This window comes from Aliiroseovarius subalbicans (assembly GCF_022678625.1).
In the GTDB taxonomy this organism is placed as follows: Bacteria; Pseudomonadota; Alphaproteobacteria; order Rhodobacterales; family Rhodobacteraceae; genus Aliiroseovarius_A; species Aliiroseovarius_A subalbicans.
In genome coordinates this window covers 372,668-395,617 of record NZ_JALBYQ010000001.1, presented here as the reverse complement: position 1 = coordinate 395,617, position 22,950 = coordinate 372,668, and the positions used below count along the sequence as shown (strand labels likewise).

Genomic DNA, 22,950 nt, shown 5'->3' with positions numbered 1-22,950 from the left:
GAGGCGGATCAATTGCCAGAGTTCTAGCACAGAAAAATTCCGGGCAAAATGGCCTAACACCACTTTTCGCGGCCTAGGCCGACATCGGCAGGTCCGCCGCGCAGACCCCCACACCGGGCAGCTTGCGCGCAGTCGCTGCGTCGCAGGCTTCCAGCCGCCAGGCCGTGTCATCGACGAACACCGCGCGCAACAATTTGTTGGTCAGCGTGTGGCCCGCCTTGTGGCCGGTATACCGGCCCAGAATCGGCGCCCCGGCCATGTAAAGATCGCCCAGAGCGTCCAGCATCTTGTGGCGCACCGGTTCGTCGACATGGCGCAGCCCACCGGGTGACAGAACCTTGTCACCATCCACCACCACCGCGTTCTCCAGCGTGCCACCCAAGGCCAGCCCGGCGTCGCGCATCGCGTTCACGTCAGATTGCCGACAGAAGGTGCGGCTGTCACTGAGTTCACGCACAAATGCCCCGTTGGACAGATCCAACGTCAGCGCCTGCTTTCCGATTGCAGCATCGTCAAAATCGATGTGAAAACCGATTTCAAAGCCATCCGCCGGTTCCAGCTGTGCCCAGGCGTCGCCCTGTTCGACCCGAACCGGCTTCACGATTCTCAGAAGCCGGGCGGTGCCGGTCTGTCTGCGTGTGCCGGCCTGCACGATCTTCGCCACGAACCGCGCCGAGGAGCCATCAAGGATGGGAACTTCCGGCCCGTCCACGTCAATCAGCACATTGCGGATGCCACAGCCCGCCAGCGCGGCCATGATGTGTTCGACTGTCGACAGGTCCACCCCGTCGCCATTTACAAGGCGGGTGCACAGCGGCGTCTGTTCAACCAGCGACCAATGCGCCGGGAGCAGGTTGTCACGATCACGGATATCCACACGCTGAAACTTGATACCGTGGCCAGCAGGTGCAGGACGCAGGATCATGCGCACCGGACGGCCCGAATGCAGGCCAGTGCCCGAGAAGGTGATGGATGTGTTGATCGTGGTCTGCACGATGGACCTGTGTGTTGCCTGTGGGCACATTCCGCCCGTTGTCCGAGACTTAGGTTTACGACCGCGTAACCACAACTCAAACTTTGCAACGCTTTGTAACATCCCGACACGGGATGGGCGGTCGCTTGCCACCCTCCTGTTTGGTGCCGACCAAGACATTGAAATAAAATGGAAAAGGGCCAGCAAATGCTGGCCCCACCGTGGTCATTTGTGACGTATTCAGTTCGCCTGGCGTCGCAGGAAGGCGGGGATTTCCACCTTTTCCTGTTCCGGGTCCATTGCCGGCTCGGCGTGCTGCGCCTGAACCGGCGGCTGCTGACGGGCGGGCTGGGCCGGCGCACCTTCGGCAGTCCCCTGCCCGGTCATCCGGTTGATCAGCGAGTTGATGCCAAACCGCGGTTTTTCAGCCTCGGCATGAGGTTCGGGTTGCGCCTGGGCCCTGGGCTGGCTCGACACAGCGGCCTGCAAACGGGCCAGTGCCTCGGGCGAAGGGGTGCCCGGTGCCGGGGCCTTGGGGGCTGTGAACTGCGCCACTGCGGGTTCATCACTATATGCCGCCGGGGCAACAGGCTCCGGGGTCTCTTCCATGCGCGACTGATAAGCGGACGGCGGCAGGTCGCCACCAGCGTCCTCGGCCGGGAACACATTTTCCAGCTGCTCTTCGGCGGCGGCTTCGGTCGCGTTCAGATCTTCGTCGAACAGCGACGGCTCTGCATGGGCGGCAGGCGCCGGGGCGGCATCCATCGCCGCAGCGGCTGCGATAGCGGCCGGGGCTTCGGCTTCCAGCTTTTCCTCGACCTCGGTCGGAGTGTGCAGCGGTTCGGCCATGCGGCGACGCGGCACCGGCATTTCCTGGGTCACGTCAGCCGCATCGATGCCCGTGGCCACGACGGAGACACGCATGTTGCCTTCCATCCCGGTATCCAGCGTCGAACCGACGATGATGTTGGCCTCGGCGTCCACTTCTTCGCGGATGCGGTTGGCGGCCTCGTCCAGCTCGAACAGGGTCAGGTCGTAACCACCGGTGATGTTGATCAGCACACCCTTGGCCCCGCGCAGGCTGATTTCGTCCAGCAGCGGGTTGGCGATCGCCTTCTCGGCGGCCTGGATGGCGCGATCTTCGCCTTCGCTTTCGCCGGTGCCCATCATCGCCTTGCCCATCTCGTCCATCACCGCACGCACGTCGGCAAAGTCGAGGTTGATCAGGCCGGGGCGCACCATCAGATCGGTCACGCCCTTTACACCCTGATACAACACGTCGTCGGCCATGCTGAAGGCCTCGGTGAAGGTGGTTTTTTCATTGGCCAGACGGAACAGGTTCTGGTTCGGAATAATAATCAGCGTGTCGACCATCTTTTGCAGCGCCTCAACGCCGTCCTCGGCCTGGCGCATGCGCTTGGCGCCTTCGAACTGGAACGGCTTGGTCACGACACCAACGGTCAGCACGCCCAGCTCTCGGGCGGCCTGCGCGATGATCGGCGCGGCCCCGGTGCCGGTGCCCCCGCCCATGCCGGCGGTGATAAAGCACATGTGCGCGCCAGCCAGGTGGTCGACGATTTCTTCAATGGTCTCCTCAGCGGCGGCAGCACCAACCGAGGCCCGCGCGCCAGCGCCCAGACCTTCGGTGACTTTCACGCCCATCTGGATCCGGCTGGCCGATTTCGACTGCTGCAGCGCCTGCGCGTCAGTATTGGCGACCACGAACTCGACCCCGTCGAGCTCTTTTTCAATCATGTTGTTCACGGCGTTGCCGCCGGCCCCGCCCACGCCAAATACCGTGATACGAGGTTTCAATTCTTCGTCCTGCCCGGGCATGGTGAGGTTCAAAGTCATGGATATATCCGCCTGTCTGTTGTCTAAACGTCCGGCGTGTCCCCACCCGACGCATGTACCATTCCGCCCCGCTGACTCGCGGGAGTTTTTGCCTATTGGGGATAAGTCTTACCCAAAATGCCCCCACAGGTCACGTAAAAAACGCCAAAAACCCACAAAATGTAGGTGTTTTCAGGGGGTTTTCAGCAGGATTTCGCCCAACACACAAAGTGTGGTGGTATGTGGATAAGTCGACCCAAGCGGATCATTTGAACCTTCTCAAGACGTTACCAGTTGTCCTTAAACCACTTCACCGCACGACGCAGGCTGCGGGCCGGATAGCTGTCGGTGGGGATGTCGAAATCCCACCATTCATCCTGCGGATGCGCGGCAAACAGGCACAGCCCGACCGAGGAGGCGAAGGCACCGCCGGTGACGCTTTGCGGCAAGCCCTGCACGCGAAGCGGGCGACCGATGCGCACCTGCTGGCCCAGGATCTTCGGGGCCAGCCCGTCAAGACCCGGAATTTGGCTGCCGCCGCCGGTCAGTACGATCTGCTGGCTGGGCAAATGCTCGAAGCCTGCGGCGTCCAGACAGCCGCGCACCTCTTCCAGGATCTCTTCGACCCGAGGGCGCATGATGCCGATCAGCTCGGCGCGACTGACTGTGCGCCGGTCATGTTCCCAATCGCCGGTGTCGCCGCCGATCTCGATTTTTTCGCGATCGTCCATGCCGGTCGCATGCACACCACCATAAAAGGTCTTGATCCGCTCGGCCGTGGCCAGCGGCACTTGCAGACCCTTGGAAATATCCTGCGTCACGTGATCGCCGCCCAGCCGCACGCTGTCGCCATAGATCATGTGTTTCTTCATGAAGATCGACAGGCCGGTGGCCCCGCCCCCCAGATCGATACAGGCCGCACCCAACTCCTGTTCATCTTCGACCAGGGCCGAAATGCCCGCGACATAGGCCGAACTGGCCAGTCCGGCGACCTCAAGGTCGCAGCGTTTGATACAATACAGCAGGTTACGGATCACCGCGCTGTCGGCGGTCAGAAGGTGCATGTCAACCGACAGACGGTTGCCGACATGGCCGCGCGGATCGCCCAGGCCCGAGCGATGGTCCAGCGCGAAATTCACCGGCTGGGCGTGCAGCACTTCGCGCCCCTCGCCGAAATCGGGCACATCGCAGGAGGCCAGCACCCGTGCCACGTCGTTTTCGCTCACCGAGGTGCCCTCAAGCTCAACCGATCCCGCAAGGCCATAGGAACGCGGCTGCGCACCTGAAAAACAGGCAATTACGTGGTCGACGCGAATGTTAGCCATTTTCTGCGCTGCCTGCACCGCGGTGCGGATCGCACGTTCGGTTTCCTGCATCGCGTCAATCTCGCCAAAGCGCACGCCGCGTGACCGGGTGGTCGCAGCCCCGATGATGCGAAACGCCGATTGTCCGGCCATCGCCCCCACCCCGTCGGCATCGCGGAAATGGTCGGGGCCGTCAAAGCGCAGCACCAGGCACGAGATCTTGGATGTGCCGACATCCAGGATCGCGACCACGCCTCGCTGCATCGCGGCTGTTCGCATGGCGCGCATCGCGCGTTGTTGTTCGTAGAGATCGGTCATTGGGCGGGGCCTCCAAGTTCCAGGCCTTTGATGCGCCGCAACTCTTCAACGGCCGGGGCGGCCATACGAAGGGTTGGGCGCGCTGGATTGCGCATGTCGATGAATGTGAGGTTGCGGGCCAGAAGGTCCTGCGCCTGGTCCAGCGCGATGACTTGTTCCAGCGCCTGCACCGGGTTCTGTTCGGGCAGCTGGATGCGCTGTTCGCCGTCCAGCACGATATCCCAGCGCCGTTCGCCCATCCGCACCAGACCGCGGATGTCGCGGGCCAAGGGACCGGCGGCAGCCAACAGTGCCAGCGCCTCGGGCACATCGTCCTGTGCCCCGGATCCTGCCAAAAGCGGCAGATCGGCACGCCCGTTGCGCGCCGAGATCGAGGCCACACGGTGGCCCGTCGCGTCCAGCATTTCCAGCCCGGTGGCCGCACGCCACAGCACGACGGGGGTGCGTTCGGTCACGGCAACCTCTAGCACCCCGCCGGGGCGGATGCGCAGGTCGACCCGTTCAATCACGTCCAGCTCGGCCACTTCGGCCTGCATTGCATCCAGGTCCAGATCGAAGCTGGAGACCGGGAAATCGACTGGGATCATCTGGCGGATCGCGTCGGACACAACCGGGCTTGCACCCTCGACCGCCATCAGTTTGACCATGAATTCCGGGCGCTCTTCGACCGAACGGCGCACTTCCTGCACTTTTTCCATGATCGCAAAGCGGTTCGTCGGGTTCGAGAAATACCAGCCCACCGCCATCGTCAGCAGAAACACCGGCACGCCGACGCGCATCAACTGTCGAAACAGCGGGGTCAACCACAGGCGATGCGCCTTGTAGGCCACGCGCGACGGCGCGGGGTCACGTTTCGCCGCGGCAGGCGCGGGGCGGGTTGCGGTCATCGGTTGCATGAGGCGTCCTCGACCATCCAGCGGCAGGTATCGCCGAACGACATCCCCAACTGCGCGGCCTGTTCGGGCACAAGGGAGGTCGGCGTCATGCCGGGCTGCGTGTTGACTTCCAGGATGATCAGCCCCTCCAGGCCGCGCGCCTCGTCCCAGCGGAAATCGGTGCGGCTGACACCACGACATCCCAGCGCCTGATGCGCGCGCAGGGCATAGTCCAGACAGGCGGCCTCGATATCGGCGGGAATGTCGGCGGGGAGCACGTGGCGCGATCCACCCTCGGCATATTTGGCGTCATAATCATACCAACCATCGGTCAGGATGTCGGTCACGCACAGAGCGCGGTCGCCCATCACGGCGGTCGTCATCTCGCGCCCGGGCGCGTAGGCTTCGACCATCACGGTTTCGGGCATGTCATCGGACAGCTGCGGCGGCGTATTGGCGGATTCGTTCACGATATAGATTCCGACCGAGGAGCCTTCGTTGTTCGGCTTCACCACATAGGGCGGCGCCATCACGTGGCGCGCCATCACGTCTTCCTTGAGGGCCAGAACACTGTCGACCACCGGCAATCCGGCGTCGCGAAACACCTGCTTTGAGCGCTCTTTGTCCATCGCCACCGCCGAGGCCAGCACGCCGGAATGCGTATACGGCAATCCGATCCACTCCAGCAGCCCCTGCACGCAGCCATCTTCGCCCCAGCGGCCATGCAGCGCGTTGAACACGATATCGGGTTTGATTTCTGAAAGGCGTGCGCAAAGGTCGGGACCGGCATCCAGCGCGATCACCTCGTATCCTTCGCCCCGCAAAGCCGCCGCGCATTCGCGCCCGGATGACAAGGACACTTCGCGTTCCGCCGAAGGGCCACCCATCAAAACTGCAACTTTCGGGACAGTCCTGCTCGACTTGTCCGCCACGTTCGCCTCGTACCTGGGTCGTTTGCCGACCCTTAATCGTTCTTCTTGGTCGCCCTCTGCCTTAAGGGCTTAGTCCGGGGTCGTTTCGCCGACCCGCTTGATTTCCCATTCTAGCGTTATGCCGCTGGTTTCGTAAACCTTTTTTCGCACCTCTTCGCCAAGTCCCTCCAGGTCGGCGGCGGTGGCATCCCCGGTGTTGGTCAGAAAATTCGCGTGCATCGGGTTCATCTGCGCCCCGCCCCGCGTGGCACCCCGCATGCCGGCGTCCTCGATCACTTTCCAGGCCTTCAGGTCCTGACTGTCATCGGCACGCCCGGTGGAGGAAAACCCGGCCGGGTTGCGGAACGTCGATCCGGCGGTGCGGTCCTTGGTGGGTTGGGTTTCATCGCGTTTGGCCAGCTGGGCAGCCATCTTGGCCTCCAGCGCCTGCGCGTCGCCCTTTGGCGCCTCAAACGTGGCATCGACCAACACCCAGCCTTCGGGCAAGGTGCTTTGACGGTATTGGAATTGCAGGTCTTCGGCGGTGAGCGTCACCAGATCGCCCGCGCGCGTCACTGCGCGTGCAGACACGAAAACATCGGCCACATAGTCGCCGTAACAGCCCGCGTTCATCCGCACAGCCCCGCCAATTGCACCGGGAATGGTGCGCAGAAAGGTCAGGTTCAGCCCTTCGGCGGCCGCTTTGCGCGCGACATGGGCGTCCAAGGCGGCCACGCCTGCGGTGATGCGCGTTCCGTCGATCTCGATCTGGTTAAAGCCGCGTCCCATGCGGATCACGACACCGCGAATGCCGCCATCGCGCACGATCAGGTTCGACCCGACCCCCATCGGGAACACCGGCACGGACGGGTCCAATGCGGCCAGAAAGGCGCGCAGATCATCCACGTCCGCAGGTTGAAACAAGACGTCCGCAGGGCCACCCACCCGCATCCAGGTGAGGCTGGACAGGTCACGGTTCTCGGTCAGGGTGCCCCGCACCTCCGGCAGTTTCATTACGCCCCTCCCAGGTGCGTGCGGAGCCAGCGGGTCAGGTAGATGACCGGCCAGCGCAGGATCGACATGCCCGCACCCGCCACGATCAGGCCAACCAGCGGCCCGTTTTCATATGTCACATAGCCCAGCAGCGGGATGCCTACCGCGATCAACCCATAGGCAGCGGGCCAATGCGCCCGGCGCGACGGGAACATCGCGATCACGTTCGCAAGGACAGCCCAGGCACAGGCCAGTGACAGCGACAGGGTCATTTCGGCAGCTCCGGTTTTTCGCCACGTGCGCGGCGGATCAGGTATTTCAACGGATTACGGAACATCGACAAAAAGGCAAGCATGCCCGCGATGAAAAACCAGACCCCGTGCTGATATCCGATGTAACCCAACAAGATCGGCGCGGCGATCAGCAGCGTGATACCCGGCGCAAATTGCAGCCGCATCGGCAACAGCGCGGTCAAGGTCGCGGCCAGCACCCACAGGCATGACAGGATCAGAACGGGGCTCATAGGTTGCTCCAGACGGTTGCGGCCAAGGCGGCCAGCGCGAAGAAAAGCCCAATCCAGGGCACGAAAGCGGGGGTTTGAAACGGCGCCACGGGCGTTTCGCGTTTCAGCGCGATCAGCGCGATGTTCACAATGGCGAACACGACCAGAAGCACCGTTGCGGTCATTTCGGCCAACTGCGCGACCGGCAGGGTCAAAGCGGTTGTAATCAGCGCCACACCCAGCAGCAGCGTGGCCAAAACCGGTGTGCCCAAGCGTGGATGTGCGTGGTAAAACACCCGCAACAGCGGTTCGCGGCGGCCAAGGCCAAAGAGCACCCGCGCCGCCATGACGATCTGCGCCAGCACCCCGTTCAGCGCCGCCGCCACCGCGATGGCGGACAGAACCACCGGGGTCAGGGTTGTGCCACGGGTCCAGACCTCGATCAGCGGACGATTGGACCCCGATAGCACTTCAACCGGCACGGCGCGCACCGCCGCCAGCGACACCAGCGCATACAGCAGCGTGGTGATGACCAAAGCGATCAGGATCGCGCGGGGCAGCGTGCGGGTCGGATCGCGCGCCTCTTCGGCCATGTTCACCATGTCCTCGAAGCCGATGAAGGCAAAGAACGCAAGTGCGGCCGCGGCGGCGATGCCGGGCCAATGCGGGGTGGGCAGCGCGGTCAGATCCGCCACCGGCGGCGCGCTGAACCCGGCCCAGACCACGCCCATCAGGCCGATGACCTCGGCGATGGTGAACAACGCGGCCAGGGACAGGCTTTCCAAAACGCCCACCAGGGCCACGAAGGTCAGCGCAGCCCCGATGCCGATGATGGCGTATTCGGCGGGGATGTCGACGATGGCAGTCAGGTAGCCCACGCCACCACGCAATACGGCGGCGGCCGAGATCGTGCCTGCGACGACGATGGCCAGCCCGACCAGAACCGCCAGCCAATGCAGGCCCAGGCCTTTCTCGACATAGGCCGCCTCTCCCGATGCTTCGGGAATGCGCGAACTCAGCTCGGCATAGCTCAGCGCGGAGGGCGCGGCGATCAGACCCGCGATCAGGAAGGCCAGCGGGGCAAACACTCCGGCCTCGGCCGCCACGGCGCCCACCAGCACATAGATGCCCGCCCCCACCATGACACCAACGCCATAGGTGGTCAGAAGGCCCAGGCCCAATCGGCGTTTGAGTGCGTCAGACATCGCGCCCTCGACCCCATCGGCGCAAAGCGCCCCCATCCAAGCCCCCAAAAACGGCGACGCCCATCCCGATCCCGATGGTCGTGGCGTTTTCCACCGTCAGATCGCGCATCAAGGCGGCCGCCCCGAGGCCAAGAAAAAGCACCATGGCAAGAACGGCCGGTTTGAACAACAACGCGCGGAGGAGCGCAGTGGGGCGCAGGGCAAGCCCCAGTCCCAGGATGAAGCAAAATGCTGCTACAAAACCGTTCATTGCCTCAGCTCCCAGACAAAGTCAGCCTTTCAGCCGCGCGGGCAGCGCGTTGGCCCAGGCCGAGATCGTGCCCGCGCCCAGGCACACCACCAGGTCGCCCGACTTGGCCTCAGATTTCACCAGTGCCAGCAGGTCGTCTTCGTTGTCGACCGCCAGCGCGTGGCGGTGCCCGTGCGACACCAGCCCGGCAATCAGATCATCCCGACTTGCGCCCTCGATCGGGTCTTCCCCGGCCGCATAAACCGGCGCGATGCCGACCACGTCTGCCTCGTTGAAACAGGCGCAGAAATCGTCGAACAAAGAATGCAGGCGGGTGAAGCGGTGCGGCTGGTGCACGGCGATCACGCGGCCCTCGGTGGCCTGACGCGCGGCTTTCAGAACGGCGGTGATTTCCACCGGGTGGTGGGCGTAATCGTCGATGATGGTGACGCCGTCCACCTCACCCACGCGGGTAAAGCGGCGGTTCACGCCGCCAAACGACGCCAGCGCCTCGCGGATTTCGGCGCGTTTCATGCCCAGATGGCGCGCTACGGCCACCGCCGCCAGCGCATTGGACACGTTGTGGTCGCCCGGCATCGGCAGGGTGCAGCCTTCGATCACAGTGTCCTCGGGCTGCAATTCGATATCGAAATGCGCCACCCCGCCCTTGTAGGTCAGGTTGACCGCACGCACGTCGGCCTGGGCGTTGAAGCCATAGGTCGTCACCCGCCGATCCGTGATCTTGCCAACAAGGTTCTGCACTTCGCCGTGGTCCGTGTTGCACACGGCAAGCCCATAGAACGGGATGTTCGACACGAAATTCAGAAAGCCCTGTTTCAGGCTGTCATAGTCGCCCCAATGCTCCATGTGCTCGGGATCGATGTTGGTGACGATGGCGATGGTGGCGGGCAGGCGGTTGAAGGTGCCGTCGCTTTCGTCCGCCTCGACCACCATCCATTCACCCTGCCCCATCCGCGCGTTCGAACCATAGGCGTGGATGATGCCGCCATTGATCACGGTGGGGTCGATCCCGCCCTTGACCAGAAGCTCGGCAACCAGGGTCGTGGTCGTGGTCTTGCCATGGGTGCCCGCCACCGCGATGTTGGATTTCAGGCGCATGAGTTCCGCCAGCATTTCCGCCCGGCGCACCACCGGAAGGCCGCGCGCGCGTGCCGCGTCCAGTTCCGCGTTGCCCGGCTTGATCGCCGAGGAAATCACCACGACCTCGGCATTGTCCAGGTTCTCGGCCTTTTGACCGATGAAGATCTCGGCGCCCAGATCGGCCAGCCGGTCGGTGATCTTCGACGCTTTCAGATCCGACCCCTGGACCCGGTAGCCGTGGTTCAGAAGAACCTCAGCGATGCCCGACATTCCGATGCCGCCAATGCCCGAAAAGTGGATTAATCCCATTTCTGTAGGAAGCTTGGTGGCGGCTGCACTCATGTCACATGTCCTGTCAATTCTTCAACCAAGGCCACCAAGCGGTCCGTCGCGTCTGGAATGCCCTGCGAAAGGGCGGCGCGCGCCATCTGGCGGGCCCCTTCGGGGTTTTGCAATACAGCCGCGATTTGCGCCGAAAGCGTCGCGACGTCAAGCTGACTTTCGGGGATCAGGATGGCGGCATCGGCGTCGACCAACCCGCGCGCATTGGCGCTTTGGTGGTCCTCGGTCGCATGGGGATAGGGGATCAGGATCGACGGGCGGCCAATCACGCTGATGTCCGAAATCGACCCGGCCCCTGCCCGGCTGATCACCAGCTGCGCCTCGCTCATCCGGCGCGGCACGTCGGTAAAAAACGGCTGTACATCGGCGCGGATGCCGTGGGCGTCATAGAATTCCGTTACCCGCGCTTGGTCTTCGTCGCGCGCCTGATGGCTGACAGAGACATGGCGCAGCAGATCGGGCGGCAGGGCCGCGATGGCGGCGGGCACGTTGTCGGACAAGGCCCGCGCACCTTGACTGCCGCCCATCACCAGGATTGACATCGGGTAGTCACCCGGCGCGATATAGCCCGCACCGGCGCGCTCCAAAATGGCACTGCGCACCGGGTTGCCGGTGTGCAGGCCCGCGACCCCATCGGGCAGCGTGGTTGGCCAGGTGCCGCAGGCAATCTTGTTAACACGTTTGGAAAAGATCCGGTTGACCCGGCCCAGAACGCCGTTTTGTTCATGGATCATGCGCGGCAGGCGCAGAAGCGTCGCCGCCCCCAACGCGGGAATGGTCGGGTACCCGCCGAAGCCCACGACGATCGCGGGCCGGTCCCGGCGCATCCGCCGCGTGGCGCCCAGAATGCCACCCAGCACTTTGAAGGGCACCCCGAGCTTCACCAACGCCCCGCCGCGCGAAAAGGTGGCCGAGGAGACCTGCTCGATCTCGACCACATGGGGAAAGCCGCCGGTATAGCGTGCGCCGCGCGCGTCGGTGGACAGTTTCACCCGCCAGCCACGGCGCAACATCGCCTCGGCCAGGGCTTGCGCCGGAAACATGTGACCGCCGGTGCCTCCGGCTGCAATCACCAGAAGCTTTTGCGTAATGTTCATCTGGGGCCTCGTTGGATCAGGATATCCCCGATTTTCCCCTGTGGGCGCGTACGCGTAAAGGCCAGAAGCATGCCAAGCGCGACCCCGCCAGCGATCAGCGACGATCCGCCGTAGCTGACGAAGGGAAGCGTCATGCCCTTGGCGGGCAGAAGCCGCACTGCGACCCCCATGTTTATCAACGCCTGCACCCCGAACATCGCCGCCAGACCCGAGCCCGCCAGCCGGATGAACATGTCACGTTCCTGGATCAGGCGCAGGAACGACCGCACCACGATGGTGGCGTAAAGCGCGATGATAATCAGGACCAGGATCAACCCGTATTCCTCGGCCGCGACCGCGATGATGAAATCCGTATGCGCGTCCGGCAGTGACCATTTCACCTGCCCCTCGCCCACGCCGACGCCGAAAAAGCCGCCCTCTCGGATCGCGTTGGTGGCGTATCCCAGCTGCGTGGTCGGATCGACCTCGGGGTTCAGGAACCCATCGATGCGGCGGGCAAAGTGCTCGGAATTGTTATACGAAAACATGCCGACCAGAACGACGGCACCGGCAATGCCGATCAACAAGGTGAACGGCGCCCCGGCCAGGAAATACATCACCCCCCAGCCAAACAGGATCAGCGCGGACTGCCCGAAATCGGGCTGCATCGCCAGAAATCCGACGATGATGATCGCCAGAAGCAGCGACATCGACTTACCGGGTGGGCCGTTGATTTCATGGCTTGCCGCCATCAGCCAGGCCGACACGATCACGAAGACGGGCTTCAGAAATTCGGACGGCTGGACGGACGCAAAGCCCAGCGAATACCAACGCACCGCACCCTTGCCGAAATCCGTTCCCAGCACGGGCAGCAGCGCAAGGGCTGCAAAGGCCGCAAGAAAGCCCAGCACGCCAAGTCGGCGCACCATTTGCGGAGGCAGCATCGTTGTGGCAAACAGCACCGCCAGTGCAGCACAACCAAAGATAATTTGCCGCTCGACATAGTGAAACGGGTCCAGCCCGTTGCGCTCGGCCAAGGGCGGCGAGGCAGCAAGGCCAAGCAACAGCCCGACACCAAACAGAATAAGAATGCACGACACCGACCATTTGTCGATCGTACGCCACCAACGGGGAAGAATGGGGTCGCCGTCCCTCTTGGGAAGGGAGCCATAAACCATTTCGGTCATGAGATACCGCCTGACACTGCCTTAATACACGCCCGTTTTCCGGGTCTGAGTGGCAGTCTAGCGTGATTTTCCCTTTGAATCCAGACCGGATTGTGCCCTATTGCCCGCCCGGTGTCATCGCCTGGCGCCCCTTCTTGCGGTCCAGCCCCAGCTGACGTTCACGCCAGATGATCAGGATGCCTGCCGCAATGACAATGCCTGCCCCGGCCAGCATTGGCCCGGTCGGCACCTCGTCAAAGACGAAATAGCCGATGGTCAGCGCCAGCAACATCGACGCATAGTCGAACGGGGCAATCATTGACGCATCCGCGTGACGAAACGCGGTGGTCAACAATCCCTGCGACACGCCGCCGATGATCCCCGCCAGCACCAGAAACACCAACTGTGTGCCGCTTGGCACGACCCAGCCGAACGGCAGCGTGACCAGCGACAGCGTGGTTGCGGTCAGCGAAAAGTAGAAGACGATCGTCGCCGGGTGCTCCGTCGCCACCAATTTGCGCACGAAGATCTTGGCGAGTGCGGCAAAAGTCGCGGCCGTCAGGGCAAACATCGCTCCAAGCGCCTGGGCCGAGCTGACATCGCCCGCCGAAAAGGCCGTCAGGCGCGGACTGAGGATGATCAGCACGCCGACCATGCCCAACGCCACCGCCGTCAGGCGAAACGCGCGCACCTGTTCGCCAAGAAACATCGCGGCGAAAATGACGGTGAGGATCGGCGCGGCATAAAAGATCGCCGTCACCTCGGGCAGCGGCAACAGCCCAAGTGCGGAGAAATTCAGCCCCATCGCCGTGGTCCCCACCAGCCCGCGCCACAAGTGGCCCAGCGGGTTTTTCGTGCGCAGCCCAAGGCGTAGGTTCCCGTCAATCTTCAGCCACAGCAGGATGACCGGAATGGCGAACAGAGAGCGAAAAAACACCGCCTCGCCCGGCGGCACGCCATCGCTTGCGGCCTTGATCAGCGACGCCATCGACACGAACCCGGCCACCGAGGCAAGCTTGAGAAGAATGGCGCGGGATGTGTTCATGCCCCAGCCCTAGCGTATCCCCGCCACGATGCAACCCTGCCCGTCTTTCGGCGCCGGGGGGTGGGTGGGTGGGAACGGTGCCGAAAGACGGGCTTGCTCCGACCGCCCCGGCACCGCTAATCAGGGGCATGCTGATCATCTTCAACAAACCCTTCGACGTGCTGTCACAATTCACCGACACGAAAAGCCCGACCAAGCGGGCTACTTTATCGGACTACATCAACCAGCCCGGCGTATATCCCGCTGGACGGCTTGACCGCGACAGCGAAGGGTTGATGCTGCTGACGGATGATGGACGACTTCAGGCAAAGATCAGCAATCCGAAAAACAAAATGGAAAAGACCTACCTGGCGCAGGTCGAAGGTGAACCCGGCGACAACGACCTTGCCCCGCTGCGCACGGGTTTGACGCTGAAAGACGGGCGCACTCGCCCGGCCAAGGCACGCCTGATCGATCCGCCCGACCTGTGGGACCGTGTGCCGCCGATCAGGGTGCGCAAAGCCATTCCCGACCGCTGGATCGAACTGACGATCAGCGAAGGCCGCAACCGCCAGGTGCGGCGCATGACAGCGGCGATCGGGTTTCCCACGCTGCGGCTGGTTCGGGTTCGGATCGGACCGTGGACACTGGACAACCTGCGCCCCGGCGAATGGCGCGAAGCGCCGCTGCACCACTGGTAGCACCCACGCGGGCAAGAAACGACCACTTCCCCCCCTGCGAAACGCCCTGCCCCGTTTGGATGAAAAAAGGGCGCCCGCGAAGGCGCCCTTTACCAGTTTTCCGTGACCCGTGGATTAGCTGATCAGCGTCAGCAGTGTATCCAGCGACTGTTTCGCATCGCCGTAATACATCCGGGTGTTTTCCTTGAAGAACAGGGGGTTTTCGATGCCCGAATAGCCGGTGCCCTGCCCGCGCTTGGACACGAACACCTGCTTGGCTTTCCAGCATTCCAGAACCGGCATGCCGGCGATGGGGCTGTTGGGATCTTCCTGTGCCGCCGGGTTCACGATGTCGTTCGACCCGATGACGATGGCCACATCCGTGTCCGGGAAATCATCGTTGATCTCGTCCATCTCCAGCACGATGTCGTAGGGCACTTTGGCCTCGGCCAGCAGCACGTTCATGTGGCCAGGCAGACGGCCCGCGACCGGGTGGATCGCGAAGCGCACGGTCTTGCCCTTGGCGCGCAGGCGACGGGTCAGTTCTGCCACGTTCTGCTGCGCCTGTGCCACGGCCATGCCGTAACCGGGGATGATCACCACGCTGTCGGCCTCTTCCAGAGCCGCCGCAACGCCGTCGGCGTCGATCGCGACCTGTTCGCCCTCGACCTCCATCTGCGGACCCGTGGTGCCGCCGAAACCGCCCAGGATGACCGAGATGAACGAGCGGTTCATCGCTTTACACATGATGTAGGACAGGATCGCACCGGAGGAGCCCACCAACGCGCCGACCACGATCAACAGGTCATTGCCCAGCGAGAAGCCAATGGCGGCTGCGGCCCAGCCCGAGTAGCTGTTCAGCATCGACACAACCACCGGCATATCGGCGCCGCCGATGCCCATGATCAGGTGATAGCCGATGAACAGCGCCGCCAGCGTCATCACGAACAGCGGCATGAAGCCACCGGTGTTGAAGTACCAGATCAGGCTGATCACGGAAATGATCGCAGCCGCGGCGTTCAGCATGTGACCGCCGGGCAGCTTTTCCGCAGACGAGGTCAGTTTGCCCGCCAGTTTGCCATAAGCCACAACAGAGCCGGTGAAGGTCACCGCACCGATGAACACACCCAGGAACAGCTCGACCCGCAGGATCGACAGTTCAACCGGCGTCTTATGAGAGATCAGCGCCTCGAACGTGCCCAGGTGCTGGCCATGCAACCATTCCTGAATACCCGCGTCATTCAATGAGGCAGGCGCGGACGCGATCAGAGCTGCGACATTGCCCATCTCGATATGCGCGATATAGCCGACGAAGACCGCGGCCAGACCGACCAGCGAGTGCATCGCGGCAACCAGCTGCGGCATCTCGGTCATCTGGACCTTTTGCGCAACGTAATAACCGATCATGCCGCCACCGGCGATCAGCAGAAGCGACAGCAGCCACAGGCCAGACCCGGGGCCGACCAGGGTCGCCGCAACCGCCAGCGCCATGCCGACAATGCCATACCACACCGCGCGTTTCGCGCTTTCCTGCCCGGACAGACCGCCCAGCGACAGGATGAAAAGAACAGCCGCAACCACATAGGCGGCAGTCGTGAAACCGAATTCCATAACGCCGGCCTCCTTAAGATTTCTGGAACATGGCAAGCATGCGCCGTGTGACGAGGAACCCGCCGAAGATGTTGATCCCGGCCATGAAGATGGACAGGCCCGCCAGCACGATCACCAGGAACGAACTGGACCCGATCTGCATCAGCGCCCCCAGGATGATGATCGACGAAATCGCGTTGGTGACCGCCATCAGCGGCGTGTGCAGCGAATGCGCCACGTTCCAGATCACCTGGAAGCCCACGAACACGGCCAGTACGAAGACGATGAAGTGCTGCATGAAGCTCGCGGGTGCATAAAGCCCCGCCAGCAGGATCAGCGCACCGCCGATGCCCAGCAGGGTCACCTGGCTTTTCGTCTGTGCTTTGAACGCAGCCGCTTCGGCGGCGCGCTTTTCTTCGGGCGTCAGTTCCTTGACCTCGGCCTTGGGCTGCACCGCGATGGCCTGGATCTTGGGCGGCGGCGGCGGGAAGGTGATTTCCTTCTCAAAGGTCACCGTGGCGCCGCGGATCACGTCGTCTTCCATGTCGTGATTGACCTGGCCGTCCTTTTCAGGCGTCAGATCGGTCATCATGTGACGGATGTTGTTGGCGTAAAGGCTGGAGGCCTGCGACGCCATGCGCGACGGGAAATCGGTATAGCCGACGATGGTCACGCCATTGTCGGTGACGATCTTCTCATCCATCACGGTCAATTTGCAATTGCCGCCCTTTTCCGCCGCAAGGTCAACGATGACAGAGCCCGGTTTCATGGCTTTCACCATGTCCTCGGTCCACAGCTCAGGCGCCTCGCGATTGGGGATCAGCGCCGTTGTGATGACGATGTCGACCTCAGGGGCCAGCTCGCGGAACTTGGCCAGCTGCGCCTCACGGAACTCTGGCGAGGACACGGCGGCGTAGCCACCCGTTGCGGCACCATCCGCCTGGTCTTCCTCGAAATCGAGGTAGACGAACTCGGCGCCCATGCTCTCGACCTGCTCGGCCACTTCAGGGCGCACGTCGAACGCATAGGTGATCGCACCCAGGCTGGTCGAGGTGCCGATCGCGGCCAGACCGGCAACACCGGCGCCGACAACCAGAACCTTGGCGGGCGGCACTTTACCGGCGGCGGTCACCTGACCGGTGAAGAAGCGGCCGAAATTGTTGCCCGCCTCGATCACGGCGCGGTAGCCCGCGATGTTCGCCATCGACGACAGCGCGTCCATCTTCTGTGCGCGGCTGATGCGCGGCACCATTTCCATCGCGATGACGTTGGCTCCGGACTTCTTCGCAGCCGCCATGCCATCTTCGTTGACGGCGGGGTTGAAGAAGCTGATCAGCGTCTGGCCTTCGCGCAGACGCTTCAATTCCGTGGCATTGGGCTGACGCACCTTGGCGACGATATCGGCCGCCTTCCACAGGGCGGCGGCGGTTTTCACCACTTCGACGCCTGCATCCTTGTAGGTCTTGTCCGAGAACCCGGCGGCCGCACCGGCCTTGGTCTCGATCACGCAGTCATAACCCAGCTTTTGCAGCATTCCGGCCGATTCCGGGGTCATAGCAACCCGGTTCTCGCCCTCGAACACTTCCTTAGGAACACCGATTTTCACGTGTCTTATCCCTTCTCCCGTTCGTCACCACAGGCGGGGGAATCCCGTCCCCATGGCAGTTTCCCGTTTCCTATACGCGCCGCAGCATCGGGTTTCACCCCCTTACGCAACGATGCGACCTTTTTTCCCGGATATTCGACATTTTCTTACCCGGTATGATCATATTCCCCGCGTCACAGCCAGCGGCGGACGCGGGTTTTCCAGTCGTCGAACTCATCCCCGAAGGCGGCCAGAAGCCCCTCTTCTTCGCCCAGAATGAATCGTCGGGTAATCCAGCCGGCAAACAGCGGCACCAGCGGCAGCGCCAAAAGCACGTCCCAGCGCAGGATCAGACCGGCCAGGATCATCGCGTCCCCCAGATAGATCGGGTTGCGCGTCAGGCGATAGATCCCCTGTTGCACGAAGGCGGTCGGCACCCGGCGCGGGATAAAGGTGGTGCGCGCGCGCAGCATCTCCCACAGCGCCAGCGCCATCGCGCCCAGGCCGAAGGTGATCAACCCGTCGCCCAGCAGCTTCGACCACGACCAGTTGAACCCCAGCCCCGGCACCAGCCAGTCGAGGCCAAAGGCGGCGGCCACGGCCGCGCCCAGCCAGGTTGGTGGAATGTCCAGCCATTTCAGCACGGGTCGATCCCCGGTCGTTTGTAAATATGTGCGCGCATGTCGTCCCCCAGAGGTTTTCATATTCACGATGTCGAATGCAAAAGCAATCCGGTTTGCGCCAACATCGCCCTTGCGTCCCGCGCCCTGCCCGATACCGTAGCGCAAAACCGGAGGGACCGACATGGCCGAGCTGACAGGAAAACACGCGCTGGTGACCGGCGGCGGCACAGGCATTGGCTTGGCCATCGCGCAGGCGCTGGCAGACGCCGGGGCTGAGGTGACCATCACGGGCCGCCGCATCGAGGTGCTGGAGCAGGTCGCCCAGGACAATCCGCGCCTGCACCCGCTGGTGATGGACGTGACCAACGAGGCCAGCGTGAAGGCAGGTTTCGAAACCGCCCGTGCCGCGAATGGCCCGATCACCATCCACGTTGCCAATGCGGGCATTGCCGAGGGGCGCACGGTGCCGAAAACTTCGCTCGATTTCTGGCGCCGCACGATGGCCACGAACCTCGACGGCGCGTTCCTGACCATGCGGGCGGCCCTTGAAGACATGGAAGCGGCGGGCTGGGGGCGCATGATCGCGATCTCCTCCATCGCAGGCGTTCGCGGGCTGAAAGGCGGCGCCGCCTATTCGGCCTCGAAACATGGGCTGATCGGCCTGATCCGCGCAATGAGCGAAGACTACATGCGCTCGCACCTGACCTTCAACGCGATCTGCCCGGGCTATGTCGATACCCCCATCGTCAGCCGCAACATCGACATCATCGCCGACAAAACCGGCGCCAGCGCCGATGAGGCGTTGAAGATGATGACCAGCCAGAACCGCCACAAGCGCCTGATCGCCCCCGCGGAAATCGGAGCAGCGGCGCTGTGGCTGTGCTTGCCGGGGTCGGACAGCGTGAACGGCCAGACGATCGAGATTTCCGGGGGACAAGTGTGATGGATTTCGCCGCGACAAAGCAGCTTTTTCAACTGCCCGACGGCGTGACCTATCTGGATGGCAATTCGCTGGGCCCGCTGCCCAAGACGGCGGCGGCCCGGGTGGCGCAGACGATCACCGATGAGTGGGGCGAGATGCTGATCACCGCCTGGAACACAGCCGGATGGATGGCGCAACCCACCGCGCTGGGAGATCGGATCGGACGGTTGATCGGGGCCGAACCGGGCCATGTCACCACCGGCGACACCTTGTCGATCAAGGTCTACCAGGCCTTGGCCTCGGCGCTGGAGCTGGTGCCGGGCAAGCGCAAGATCCTGTCTGACCGTGGCAACTTTCCCACCGATCTTTACATGGCCGAGGGGTTGATCGGCGCGCTGGACAAGGGGCACGAACTGGTCACCGTCGCGCCCGAGGAGGTCTTGGATCACATCGACGACGACCTTGCGGTGCTGATGCTGACCCAAGTCGATTACCGCACCGGACGGCGCCACGACATGGCGGCGCTGACCCGCGCGGCCCATGCGGTGGGTGCTGTGGTGATCTGGGACCTGGCCCATTCCGCCGGCGCCTTCCCGGTGCATCTGTCTGAAGCCCAAGCCGATTTCGCGGTCGGGTGCACCTACAAATACCTTAACGCGGGCCCCGGCGCGCCGGCTTTCATCTATGTCGCCCCGCGCCACGCCGCGCATGTGCGCCCCGCCCTGTCGGGCTGGCTGGGCCATGACGCGCCGTTTGCCTTCGACCTCGACTACCGCCCCGGCGCGGGCATTGAGCGGATGCGCGTGGGCACCCCGCCGGTGTTGCAGATGGCGGCCCTCGACGCGGCCCTGGACATCTGGGATCAGGTCGACATGGACGCCCTACGCGCACGCTCCGTCGCCCTGTGCGAACGCTTCATCGAAGGGATTGAAGCCACCTGCCCCGATTTGACCCTGGCCAGCCCGCGCGATGCAGATCAGCGCGGATCGCAAGTCAGCTTTCGCTTCGACCACGGCTATGCCGCGATGCAAGCCGTGATTGACCACGGCGTGATCGGCGATTTTCGCGCCCCCGACATCATGCGCTTTGGCTTCACCCCGCTCTATACCGACGAAGGTGACGTGGACCGCGCCGTCGAAATCATCGCCAAGGTGATCGGGAACCGGATCTGGGATCAGGAAAAATACAAGGTCCGCAACGCGGTGACCTAGGCCGGGTCAATTTGACAAAATGAGCCTGCCGGACGTAAGTTTACCCTAGGGCAACTTGGGGAGGCGGCGCTATGACAGCTTGCAACAGACGGATCGTGATCGGGATTTTGGGCCTGGGGATTGCGCTGCCACGCACCCTGTTTGCAAACAAGGGGCGCGACAACGATGACAACGCGGGTTTCAAACCGCACTACACCGTCGCGCAATACTACCAGCTGACCAGAAAGCAGGTGTTGCAGATCAGGAATGTGCGGCGCGGGCGCGATATCGTCATTGACGGGTTTTCGATCTCGATGACGGATTACATCCTTGAAATGTCCGCGAGCAACTGGTCATCGACACGGCGGCTGGTGCGCGACATGACCAAGATCACAGAGCGAAAGGACCGCAAGGCGCGGCTCCAACGTGAAATCGCGAAGGCCGCGGATCTGGTCGCCAATCTTGAGGCGTCGATCCTCCGGTTGAAGGAAAAAGGCGGATCCCCTCTGGCCATCTTGCAGGAACGCAAGCGTCTGTCCGACACGAAAAACTACCTTGGCGGGCTTGAGACGTGGCTGAAATACCCGTGGGAGGGTGCACGTGAAACCGACTAGGCGCGACGGGCTTGGAGCCTACCCCAAAAGCGCCTTGCGCAACATGTTCAGCGCGACCAGCGTCAGGAAAACGGCAAACACGCGTTTCAGCGGTTTCGGGTCCATCGCATGGGCCAGCTTCGCCCCGTAAGGCGCGGTGATCAGCGTCATTGCGATCACCACGGCGAAGGCCGGCAGGTTCACCGCGCCGATGGTGAACGGCGGGCGTGCGGCGGGGTCGATTGGCAGGAGCAGAAAGCCAATCACGGACGGCACTGCGATGATCACGCCGAACCCGGCAGCCGTGGCCACAGCGCGGTGGATCGGCACGCCGAACAGCGTCATCACGGGCACGCCGAAACTGCCACCACCGATCCCCATCAGGACGGACATGAACCCCAGCACCGGCGACATCACCGCGCGTTTCACCCCGGTGGGCATCGCCGCACCCAGGCGCCATTCGGCCCGACCAAGGCCCAGGTAGGCCCCGACGATCAGGCCCAGAACGCCGAAAATGCCCTGCAACACGACCGAGCGCAGGCTGGAGGCGACCAGCACCCCGACAATCGCGCCGATGACGATGCCGATGGCCCAGGTTTTCAGAATGTCCCACTCCACCGCGCCCTTCTTGTTATGCGATTGCACCGAGCGCAGAGAGGTCACGATGATCGTCGCCAGCGACGTGGCCAGGCAGATCTGCATCAACTGCTCGGATGCGTAGCCAAGCGCGCTGAAAACATAGAAGAACGCAGGCACAAGGATGATACCTCCGCCCACGCCCAACAGCCCCGCCATGACACCGGCAAAGGCCCCGATCGCCAGCAAAAGCAGCAGCATCGGCAAAAGAATGGACATGTCAGGCATCAGGAGGCCTCTTGGCGTGGTGTTTCCGGCACATGGGACAGCGCCTCGCGCAAAAGCGCAACCCCTGCCCCAGGCCGGGTCGCGCCTTCGGACAGCACACGGCGCCAGGCGCGCGCGCCGGGGCGCCCTGCAAACAGGCCCAGCATGTGGCGGGTGACATTGTGAAGTTTACCGCCCGCGGCCAGGTGGCGTTCGAGGTAGGGGATCATCTCTTCAGCGACCTGGTGCGCGGTCTTCGCGCCTGGCTCGCCAAAAAGGCGCTGATCGGCCTTCAGCAGGATGTCGGCGGGCTGATGATAGGCCGCACGCCCGATCATCACGCCGTCCATGATCTCAAGCTGGTCTTCGGCCGCGTCCAGCGTCGCGATGCCGCCATTGATCGACAGGTGCAGCGACGGGAAAAACGATTTCATCCGGTGCACCAGCGGGTAATCCAGCGGGGGAATGTCGCGGTTTTCCTTGGGGCTGAGCCCCTTGAGCCAGGCCTTGCGCGCGTGAATGGTGAAACGCCCAACCCCGGCTGCGCCCACTTGCGACAGAAAATCAGGCAGCACCTCTTCAGCCTCCTGATCATCAACACCAATGCGGCATTTCACCGTAATTTCAACGCCCTGCGCCGCATCCTTCATGGCGCTCACACACTCCGCAACCAGCGCGGGCTGCGTCATCAGCACCGCGCCGAAGGTGCCCGATTGCACCCGGTCAGAGGGGCAGCCGACATTCAGGTTCACTTCGTCATAGCCGCGCTCGACACACAGACGGGTGGCCAGCGCCAACTCGGCCGGGTCCGATCCACCCAGCTGCACCGCCACCGGGTGTTCGGCCGCGTCAAAGTCCAGTAGATGCGTCGCCCCCCCCCGCACCAGCGCAGGTGCTGTGACCATTTCGGTATAAAGCAACGCACGGCGGCTCATCAGACGGTGGAAATACCGGCAATGACGATCGGTCCAGTCCATCATCGGGGCGACGGACAGGCGGGCGGCTTGGGTCAATGTGTGCGCAGGCAGGCTCATCCGGCGGACCATAATGGCTGGGCGCGACTGATGCCAGT

Annotated in this window: 23 protein-coding genes; 4 read left to right on the top strand and 19 right to left on the bottom strand. The window is 63.3% G+C overall.

The window, feature by feature from the left end:
* Positions 1 to 73: 73 nt before the first annotated feature.
* From lpxC to MN188_RS01890, 14 genes are all read right to left on the bottom strand, one after another.
* The gene (gene lpxC / locus MN188_RS01955; RefSeq protein ID WP_242105390.1) at positions 74 to 994 is read right to left on the bottom strand and encodes a UDP-3-O-acyl-N-acetylglucosamine deacetylase; all 921 of its coding nucleotides are present in this window, start codon (positions 992 to 994) and stop codon (positions 74 to 76) included.
* Positions 995 to 1,213: 219 nt separating this feature from the next.
* Positions 1,214 to 2,827 carry a cell division protein FtsZ gene (gene ftsZ, locus MN188_RS01950; protein ID WP_242105381.1) on the bottom strand — a complete coding sequence of 538 codons (1,614 nt, stop codon included), beginning with the start codon at positions 2,825 to 2,827 and terminating at the stop codon, positions 1,214 to 1,216.
* Positions 2,828 to 3,093: 266 nt separating this feature from the next.
* Positions 3,094 to 4,428 carry a cell division protein FtsA gene (gene ftsA / locus MN188_RS01945; protein ID WP_242105379.1) on the bottom strand — a complete coding sequence of 445 codons (1,335 nt, stop codon included), beginning with the start codon at positions 4,426 to 4,428 and terminating at the stop codon, positions 3,094 to 3,096.
* Positions 4,425 to 5,324 carry a cell division protein FtsQ/DivIB gene (locus MN188_RS01940; RefSeq protein WP_242105376.1) on the bottom strand — a complete coding sequence of 300 codons (900 nt, stop codon included), beginning with the start codon at positions 5,322 to 5,324 and terminating at the stop codon, positions 4,425 to 4,427. Before MN188_RS01940 ends, ftsA begins: the two co-directional genes overlap by 4 nt.
* Complete coding sequence (locus MN188_RS01935) at positions 5,312 to 6,235, bottom strand: D-alanine--D-alanine ligase (RefSeq protein ID WP_289052981.1); 924 nt, start codon at positions 6,233 to 6,235, stop codon at positions 5,312 to 5,314. Before MN188_RS01935 ends, MN188_RS01940 begins: the two co-directional genes overlap by 13 nt.
* Before the next feature lie 69 nt (positions 6,236 to 6,304).
* Complete coding sequence (murB, locus tag MN188_RS01930; protein WP_242105373.1) at positions 6,305 to 7,228, bottom strand: UDP-N-acetylmuramate dehydrogenase; 924 nt, start codon at positions 7,226 to 7,228, stop codon at positions 6,305 to 6,307.
* On the bottom strand, positions 7,228 to 7,479 hold the full coding sequence (locus tag MN188_RS01925) for a DUF2484 family protein (protein ID WP_242105367.1): 252 nt from the start codon (positions 7,477 to 7,479) through the stop codon (positions 7,228 to 7,230). Before MN188_RS01925 ends, murB begins: the two co-directional genes overlap by 1 nt.
* The gene (locus MN188_RS01920) at positions 7,476 to 7,730 is read right to left on the bottom strand and encodes a DUF2484 family protein (RefSeq protein WP_242105365.1); all 255 of its coding nucleotides are present in this window, start codon (positions 7,728 to 7,730) and stop codon (positions 7,476 to 7,478) included. The genes MN188_RS01925 and MN188_RS01920 overlap by 4 nt, the downstream gene beginning before the upstream one ends.
* Positions 7,727 to 8,914, bottom strand: coding sequence for an APC family permease (locus MN188_RS01915; RefSeq protein WP_242105363.1), 1,188 nt, complete (start codon positions 8,912 to 8,914; stop codon positions 7,727 to 7,729). Before MN188_RS01915 ends, MN188_RS01920 begins: the two co-directional genes overlap by 4 nt.
* On the bottom strand, positions 8,907 to 9,164 hold the full coding sequence (locus tag MN188_RS01910) for a hypothetical protein (RefSeq protein WP_242105360.1): 258 nt from the start codon (positions 9,162 to 9,164) through the stop codon (positions 8,907 to 8,909). The genes MN188_RS01915 and MN188_RS01910 overlap by 8 nt, the downstream gene beginning before the upstream one ends.
* 21 nt (positions 9,165 to 9,185) lie before the next feature.
* Complete coding sequence (gene murC / locus MN188_RS01905) at positions 9,186 to 10,586, bottom strand: UDP-N-acetylmuramate--L-alanine ligase (RefSeq protein WP_242105353.1); 1,401 nt, start codon at positions 10,584 to 10,586, stop codon at positions 9,186 to 9,188.
* Positions 10,583 to 11,677 (bottom strand): UDP-N-acetylglucosamine--N-acetylmuramyl-(pentapeptide) pyrophosphoryl-undecaprenol N-acetylglucosamine transferase, encoded by a 1,095-nt coding sequence (locus tag MN188_RS01900; RefSeq protein WP_242107323.1) that lies wholly within the window; start codon positions 11,675 to 11,677, stop codon positions 10,583 to 10,585. Before MN188_RS01900 ends, murC begins: the two co-directional genes overlap by 4 nt.
* A 2-nt stretch (positions 11,678 to 11,679) precedes the next feature.
* Positions 11,680 to 12,849 (bottom strand): putative lipid II flippase FtsW, encoded by a 1,170-nt coding sequence (gene ftsW / locus MN188_RS01895; RefSeq protein WP_242105345.1) that lies wholly within the window; start codon positions 12,847 to 12,849, stop codon positions 11,680 to 11,682.
* 97 nt (positions 12,850 to 12,946) lie between these two features.
* A complete protein-coding gene (locus MN188_RS01890) occupies positions 12,947 to 13,873 on the bottom strand; it encodes a DMT family transporter (protein WP_242105334.1) in 927 nt (308 codons plus the stop codon).
* Between the two features lie 128 nt (positions 13,874 to 14,001).
* On the opposite strand from MN188_RS01890, the gene MN188_RS01885 reads away from it, so the two are divergent.
* Entirely contained in the window at positions 14,002 to 14,553 is a 552-nt protein-coding gene (locus MN188_RS01885) for a pseudouridine synthase (RefSeq protein WP_242105326.1), read from the top strand.
* A gap of 114 nt (positions 14,554 to 14,667) precedes the next feature.
* Here MN188_RS01885 and MN188_RS01880 read toward each other — a convergent pair whose 3' ends face one another.
* The 3 genes from MN188_RS01880 to MN188_RS01870 all read right to left on the bottom strand — a co-directional run bounded on the left by MN188_RS01880 (position 14,668) and on the right by MN188_RS01870 (position 18,351).
* A complete protein-coding gene (locus tag MN188_RS01880) occupies positions 14,668 to 16,143 on the bottom strand; it encodes an NAD(P)(+) transhydrogenase (Re/Si-specific) subunit beta (protein WP_242105324.1) in 1,476 nt (491 codons plus the stop codon).
* Between the two features lie 13 nt (positions 16,144 to 16,156).
* Positions 16,157 to 17,728, bottom strand: coding sequence for a Re/Si-specific NAD(P)(+) transhydrogenase subunit alpha (locus MN188_RS01875; protein WP_242105321.1), 1,572 nt, complete (start codon positions 17,726 to 17,728; stop codon positions 16,157 to 16,159).
* A 173-nt stretch (positions 17,729 to 17,901) separates the two neighbouring features.
* Positions 17,902 to 18,351 (bottom strand): methyltransferase family protein, encoded by a 450-nt coding sequence (locus MN188_RS01870; RefSeq protein WP_242105310.1) that lies wholly within the window; start codon positions 18,349 to 18,351, stop codon positions 17,902 to 17,904.
* Between the two features lie 160 nt (positions 18,352 to 18,511).
* On the opposite strand from MN188_RS01870, the gene MN188_RS01865 reads away from it, so the two are divergent.
* The 3 genes from MN188_RS01865 to MN188_RS01855 all read left to right on the top strand — a co-directional run bounded on the left by MN188_RS01865 (position 18,512) and on the right by MN188_RS01855 (position 21,056).
* Positions 18,512 to 19,273, top strand: coding sequence for an SDR family NAD(P)-dependent oxidoreductase (locus MN188_RS01865; RefSeq protein WP_242105308.1), 762 nt, complete (start codon positions 18,512 to 18,514; stop codon positions 19,271 to 19,273).
* A complete protein-coding gene (gene kynU / locus MN188_RS01860; protein WP_242105299.1) occupies positions 19,270 to 20,463 on the top strand; it encodes a kynureninase in 1,194 nt (397 codons plus the stop codon). Before MN188_RS01865 ends, kynU begins: the two co-directional genes overlap by 4 nt.
* Before the next feature lie 71 nt (positions 20,464 to 20,534).
* Positions 20,535 to 21,056: a hypothetical protein gene (locus MN188_RS01855; RefSeq protein ID WP_242105297.1), complete on the top strand. Its 522-nt coding sequence runs from the start codon at positions 20,535 to 20,537 to the stop codon at positions 21,054 to 21,056.
* Between the two features lie 18 nt (positions 21,057 to 21,074).
* On the opposite strand, the gene MN188_RS01850 is transcribed toward MN188_RS01855, so the two are convergent.
* Both MN188_RS01850 and dusA read right to left on the bottom strand, forming a co-directional pair.
* Positions 21,075 to 21,899, bottom strand: coding sequence for a sulfite exporter TauE/SafE family protein (locus MN188_RS01850; protein ID WP_242105295.1), 825 nt, complete (start codon positions 21,897 to 21,899; stop codon positions 21,075 to 21,077).
* Complete coding sequence (dusA, locus tag MN188_RS01845) at positions 21,899 to 22,912, bottom strand: tRNA dihydrouridine(20/20a) synthase DusA (protein WP_242105293.1); 1,014 nt, start codon at positions 22,910 to 22,912, stop codon at positions 21,899 to 21,901. Before dusA ends, MN188_RS01850 begins: the two co-directional genes overlap by 1 nt.
* Positions 22,913 to 22,950 lie beyond the last annotated feature (38 nt).

Bases quoted from the DNA above. Each gene is read 5' to 3' on its own strand.
- MN188_RS01925 (WP_242105367.1), bottom strand. From the start codon at position 7,479: ATGACCCTGTCGCTGTCACTGGCCTGTGCCTGGGCTGTCCTTGCGAAC.
- MN188_RS01855 (WP_242105297.1), top strand. From the start codon at position 20,535: ATGACAGCTTGCAACAGACGGATCGTGATCGGGATTTTGGGCCTGGGG.
- MN188_RS01915 (WP_242105363.1), bottom strand. From the start codon at position 8,914: ATGTCTGACGCACTCAAACGCCGATTGGGCCTGGGCCTTCTGACCACC.
- MN188_RS01850 (WP_242105295.1), bottom strand. From the start codon at position 21,899: ATGCCTGACATGTCCATTCTTTTGCCGATGCTGCTGCTTTTGCTGGCG.
- ftsW (WP_242105345.1), bottom strand. From the start codon at position 12,849: ATGACCGAAATGGTTTATGGCTCCCTTCCCAAGAGGGACGGCGACCCC.
- dusA (WP_242105293.1), bottom strand. From the start codon at position 22,912: ATGAGCCTGCCTGCGCACACATTGACCCAAGCCGCCCGCCTGTCCGTC.
- MN188_RS01865 (WP_242105308.1), top strand. From the start codon at position 18,512: ATGGCCGAGCTGACAGGAAAACACGCGCTGGTGACCGGCGGCGGCACA.
- murC (WP_242105353.1), bottom strand. From the start codon at position 10,586: ATGAGTGCAGCCGCCACCAAGCTTCCTACAGAAATGGGATTAATCCAC.
- MN188_RS01910 (WP_242105360.1), bottom strand. From the start codon at position 9,164: ATGAACGGTTTTGTAGCAGCATTTTGCTTCATCCTGGGACTGGGGCTT.
- murB (WP_242105373.1), bottom strand. From the start codon at position 7,228: ATGAAACTGCCGGAGGTGCGGGGCACCCTGACCGAGAACCGTGACCTG.
- MN188_RS01890 (WP_242105334.1), bottom strand. From the start codon at position 13,873: ATGAACACATCCCGCGCCATTCTTCTCAAGCTTGCCTCGGTGGCCGGG.
- MN188_RS01880 (WP_242105324.1), bottom strand. From the start codon at position 16,143: ATGGAATTCGGTTTCACGACTGCCGCCTATGTGGTTGCGGCTGTTCTT.
- MN188_RS01940 (WP_242105376.1), bottom strand. From the start codon at position 5,324: ATGCAACCGATGACCGCAACCCGCCCCGCGCCTGCCGCGGCGAAACGT.
- ftsA (WP_242105379.1), bottom strand. From the start codon at position 4,428: ATGACCGATCTCTACGAACAACAACGCGCGATGCGCGCCATGCGAACA.
- MN188_RS01885 (WP_242105326.1), top strand. From the start codon at position 14,002: ATGCTGATCATCTTCAACAAACCCTTCGACGTGCTGTCACAATTCACC.
- MN188_RS01920 (WP_242105365.1), bottom strand. From the start codon at position 7,730: ATGAGCCCCGTTCTGATCCTGTCATGCCTGTGGGTGCTGGCCGCGACC.
- ftsZ (WP_242105381.1), bottom strand. From the start codon at position 2,827: ATGACTTTGAACCTCACCATGCCCGGGCAGGACGAAGAATTGAAACCT.